The following is a 4,491-nucleotide window of genomic DNA, read 5'->3' as shown; positions in this document are numbered from 1 at the left end:
ATGGTTGCTTGTGTGTTGCTGATCACTTTCATGTCTATTTGGTATTGCGTGGGAGGAATCGGTCGGGGGGTCTGGCAATATGTCGGGTATGGGACGCCGCCGGACATGGCGTCGGGTAGCCGGCGCATTGGCCTGTGCCGCACTGTCGTTCGGTGCGGTGGTGCTCGGGGTGTCGCCGGCGGTCGCTGGGGCGCCGATCGGGAGCGGGTCGAGTGATGGTCCGGATCCGAAGGTTCCTGTGGACAATCCGCGGCCGGTCGTGGCGGCGCTGGATCGTATCGAGCCGATCACCGATCGGTGGTTGCGGCTGTTCGTGAGGTCTCCGGCGATGGGGCGCACGGTGCAGGTGCAACTTCTGTTGCCCGCCGATCGCAGTCGTCCGCGCCCGACGCTCTACATGCTCGACGGGCGAAGTGCCAGCAACAGCGGCAACAACTGGTCCAAGCAGGGTGGCGCGGTGAAATTCTTCGCCGACAAGAATGTCAACGTGGTGTTCACTGTCGGCGGTCCGGCGGGTTACTACACCGATTGGCAGCGCGCGGATCCGGTGCTGGGTAACAACAAATGGGAAACCTTCCTGACCAGCGAGCTGCCGCCGCTGATCGACCAGCGATTCGAGGGCAACGGCCGCAAGGCGCTCGAGGGTGTCTCGATGGGCGCCGAGGCGGCCATGATGCTGGCGATGCGGCACCCGGGCGCCTACCGCGCGGTCGCCGCGCACAGCGGTTGCTACGCGATGGGCTCGGAGGTCGGGCAGGCGCAGGCCCGTGCCGTGGTGCGGACCTACGGCGGAGATCCGGACAACATGTTCGGCGGCGGCGCCGATCCGGACTGGCTCGCACACGATGTGATGACCCACGCGGACGATCTGCGCGGCACGGCCCTGTTCCTGTCCGCGGGCAGCGGCCTGCCGGGGGCGTTCGACGGCCCGGGTAATCCCGATGCCAGGACCTCGGTCGTCTTCGGTGGACCGCTCGAGACCGGGGCCTACGCCTGCACCATGGCGCTGGCCGACCGCCTGTGGCGGATGAAGATCCCGGCGACGACGGATCTACGGCCTGTGGGCACCCATTCGTGGCCGTACTGGGCCGCCGAACTGCCGCGGGCCTGGCCGACGCTGGCCGGTGCGCTGGGCGTCGACTGAGATCTCAGCCCAGAAAGCGGCGAACGGTGTCGGGATCGGTGGCGAACGCCAGGAACAGATCGTTCTCGTGCGGGTCACCGGCGGTCACCCGCACACCGTCGGCGCCGTAGGGACGTACCAGCACTCCGGCCTCCGCGCAGGCCTCGCCGAATTCGGCACTGCGCGCACCCAGCGGCAGCCAGACGAAGTTGGCCTCGGTGGGCACGATCCGGTACCCGGCCGCCAGCAGCGCGGTGCGCATCCTGGCCCGTTCGGCGACCGTGCCGTCGGTGCGGTCGAGCAGTTCGTGCCGGGCGTCGAGCGAGGCGATCGCCGCGGCCTGCGCGATCCGATTCACGCTGAAGGGGATGTGCACCTTCATCAGCGCGGTGATCACCTCCGGATCGCCGATGGCGTAGCCGACCCGCAGTCCCGCCATGCCGTACGCCTTCGAGAAGGTGCGCAGCACAAGCACGTTCGGGCGGGTGCGACCGATCTCGACGCCGTTCGGATGATCCTGCTCGGGCAGCCGCAGATATTCGTAGTAGGCCTCGTCCAGGACCACCAGGATGTGGTTCGGCACCGCGTCCAGGAAACGCAGGATCTCCGCGCGGCCGGCGGCGGTCCCGGTCGGGTTGTTCGGATTGCAGACGAAGATCAGCCGGGTGCGCTCGGTGACCGCGGCGGCCATCGCGTCGAAATCGTGCGCCAGGCCCTCGGTGAGCGGCACCTGCACCGCGGTGGCGTTGCCGACCTGCGTCACGATCGGATAAGCCTCGAACGAGCGCCACGCGAAGACCACCTCGTCGGTCGGCGCGTCACACGTGATCTGGACCAGCTCCTGGCACAGCGCGACACTGCCGCAACCGACCGCGACGTTCTCCACCGCCACGTCGTGGAATGTCGCGAGGGCCGCGCGGAGTTCGCTGGCCTGGTTGTCGGGGTACCGGTGGGCCTGTTCGGCGGCCTCGGCGATCGCCTTGGCGACGGTGGGCAACGGGCCCAGGGTGGACTCATTGCTGGACAGCTTGACCGCGCCGGGATAGCTGCGGCCGGGGCTGTATGCCGGGATGGACGCGAGGTCCGGACGAATACGAGCGGTCACACTCCCACAGTAGAGTGTGCCCGCCGTGGTCGATCACGGACCGGTTGCAGCCGGGAAATTCGACCCCGTCGGTCCTTACATGCGACTTCTCCCGAAAGTTATCCAAGCGAACTATTCTTGGTCCATGGCGGGCATTTATGGGGACAGTGCGCCCGCGCGCGAAAAGGGCGCGGTCCGGGCGCAGGAGAGCGAGTTCGGGTCGGCGGCTCGAGTACCCATACGGGTGCTCGAACCCGACGGCAGTGCGCGCGGCGGGATCATCGTGCTGCACGAAACGCGGGAGTTCGCCGACACATTGCTGGAGCTGATGGCGTCGTTATCCAGCGAGGGATGGATCGTGGTGGCGCCCAATCTGTTCCACCGCGACGACGCGGACGGGGAGCGGGTGTTCGGCGAGGAGCTGTTCGCCGATTTCGACGCGTGCTTCGACTGGCTGGTCGAGCGTGGGGTCTTCCCGGACTGCACCGGCGTACTCGGCTTCGACAGCGCCGGGACGGCGGCCCTGCTGGTCGCCACCGACCGCCCGATCGGCGCCGCGGTGAGCGTCTCGGCGCCCGGTATCGCCGAACCGCTCACCGACCGCGCGGACGCGCTGCTGCACGCCGCGCCCCGGCTGCGCGCGCCATGGCTGGGCCTGTACGGGGAAGACGATCCCGAAACTCCCGCCGAACAGGTCGAACATCTGCGTGAGGCGGCCGCATCGGCCGCCGTGGCCACCCTGGTGGTGAGCTATCCGGGCCTGCGTCACCGGCCGGACCATCCGGGCGCCGTGCTGGAAGCCGAGGCAGAGGCTCTCGTTGCCGCCCATACGAGGATCTTCGACTGGTTCGACGCACACCTTCGTTGACCAGCCGTTTTGCGTCCTGACCGGATGCTCTGTACTCTTGCGTCTCGGCGGTTCGAAAGGACCGGGCCCTCGAAGAGAAGGCTCCAGGAGGCGTGCCAGAGCGGCCGAATGGGACTCACTGCTAATGAGTTGTCCCTTCACGGGGACCGGAGGTTCAAATCCTCTCGCCTCCGCCACGTCCGGTTCGCCGGGCGCCACAACTGAATATGACGTGACTGAGCGTCAATAGACTCCGGATCAGAAGGTTGGGAGTTCGAAACGCTTCAGTACCATGCGCCCGTAGCTCAACGGATAGAGCATCTGACTACGGATCAGAAGGTTGGGAGTTCGAGTCTCTCCGGGCGCGCTTTGTACCAGCAGAAACAGGGGCTGGGTTGTCATTCGATAACCCTCTTTCCCCGGTAATTCCCCGTTGTTCATGCCGCGTCTCCATATCGTTGAGGCCGGAAAGCACAGGCGCCCGTGGCTGACCGCAGTGATCGATGACTGCTCCTGTGCGGTGCCCGGCTACACCGTGAACCTGGGCGCGCCATCGGCATTGAACACCTCCCTCGCCTTGCGGCAGGCGATCTGGACCACATCCGATCCGGCCTGGCCGATGTGCGGAACCCCCGAGATGCTCTACGTCGACCACGGCAGCGACTTCATCAGGGACCACCTCGCCCGGTCGCGGCCGATCCTGAAGTTCGCGATCGTGCACTCGACCGTGGCCCGGCCCCAGGGCCGCGGGAAGGTGGAGCGGCTGTTCGCCAGCATCAACACCGAACTGCTCACCGAGTTGCCTGGCCACCTGGTCCACGGCAAACCCGTCACCACGCCGGCGCTGTCGCTGCGTGAACTCGACGAGGCGATCGGCCGGTACATCACAGGCATCTACCACCCGCGTACCCACTCCGAGATCGGCGTCTCGTCGAACACCTGGATCGCATCGGCGAGTACGACCCCCGACGCCGACGCCAGCAACTCGCGCATCATCGCCCGCGCCCGCTGGGGCGTCACCAGGTCGGTGTCATGGTGCAGATCATCGAGCACCAGTGCCGTCATGCCCATCGCCTCTTCCTGCCCCGCTGCTCGGGTGCACCGGATCTACCCCCGGTCGGGATGATCCGAAACCGTCTACCTCGCCTGAAATAAGCACTCGACACTGACAGAGGAAAATCTGTGGTGTCGGGGGTAGACATTCGGTGTGGGCCGGTATACAGTCGCTGTTGTTGCAGATGAGAAGGCGAGTTGGCCGGGTAGGTGAGCTACCCGGAAGCACGAGTTCGACCGTCCCCTTCCGGCGGAGGCGCTAATCCGGTGTAGTCGGCCGGACCGCCCGGAAGGGGACGAAGAAGCAAGGAAGAACAGCAAGACCGAAGTACGCAAGGGCAGGACCCGTCGATCCAGGAGGTGGTGCTCACTGAGTAGTCGTTT

4 protein-coding genes and 2 tRNA genes are annotated in these 4,491 nt (G+C 66.5%); 5 read left to right on the top strand and 1 reads right to left on the bottom strand.

All coding sequences use genetic code 11. The annotated features are described in order from the left end of the window. The first annotated feature begins 238 nt into the window (after window positions 1-238). The gene (locus tag JZ791_RS43520; RefSeq protein WP_308163499.1) at window positions 239-1,144 is read left to right on the top strand and encodes an alpha/beta hydrolase; all 906 of its coding nucleotides are present in this window, start codon (window positions 239-241) and stop codon (window positions 1,142-1,144) included. A 4-nt stretch (window positions 1,145-1,148) separates the two neighbouring features. Here JZ791_RS43520 and hisC read toward each other — a convergent pair whose 3' ends face one another. Beyond that, entirely contained in the window at window positions 1,149-2,228 is a 1,080-nt protein-coding gene (hisC, locus tag JZ791_RS43515) for a histidinol-phosphate transaminase (protein WP_216903739.1), read from the bottom strand. Between the two features lie 124 nt (window positions 2,229-2,352). Here hisC and JZ791_RS43510 point away from each other — a divergent pair, with 124 nt between their 5' ends. The 4 genes from JZ791_RS43510 to JZ791_RS43495 all read left to right on the top strand — a co-directional run bounded on the left by JZ791_RS43510 (window position 2,353) and on the right by JZ791_RS43495 (window position 4,180). Continuing rightward, a complete protein-coding gene (locus JZ791_RS43510) occupies window positions 2,353-3,075 on the top strand; it encodes a dienelactone hydrolase family protein (protein WP_216903736.1) in 723 nt (240 codons plus the stop codon). 86 nt (window positions 3,076-3,161) lie between these two features. Further along, window positions 3,162-3,251 (top strand) — tRNA-Ser (locus JZ791_RS43505). 97 nt (window positions 3,252-3,348) lie between these two features. Next, window positions 3,349-3,421: transfer RNA gene (locus JZ791_RS43500), tRNA-Arg, on the top strand. A gap of 72 nt (window positions 3,422-3,493) precedes the next feature. Beyond that, window positions 3,494-4,180 carry a TnsB C-terminal domain-containing protein gene (locus tag JZ791_RS43495; RefSeq protein WP_498049420.1) on the top strand — a complete coding sequence of 229 codons (687 nt, stop codon included), beginning with the start codon at window positions 3,494-3,496 and terminating at the stop codon, window positions 4,178-4,180. Window positions 4,181-4,491 lie beyond the last annotated feature (311 nt).

This window comes from Nocardia alni (assembly GCF_019038435.1).
GTDB classification, from domain to species: domain Bacteria; phylum Actinomycetota; class Actinomycetes; order Mycobacteriales; family Mycobacteriaceae; genus Nocardia; species Nocardia alni.
The sequence above is the reverse complement of the archived record's forward strand: the minus strand, read 5'-3'. Positions and strand labels throughout refer to the sequence as shown.

Coding starts and splice junctions, on each gene's coding strand:
- JZ791_RS43495 (WP_498049420.1), top strand. CDS start 3,494: ATGCCGCGTCTCCATATCGTTGAGGCCGGAAAGCACAGGCGCCCGTGG.
- JZ791_RS43510 (WP_216903736.1), top strand. CDS start 2,353: ATGGCGGGCATTTATGGGGACAGTGCGCCCGCGCGCGAAAAGGGCGCG.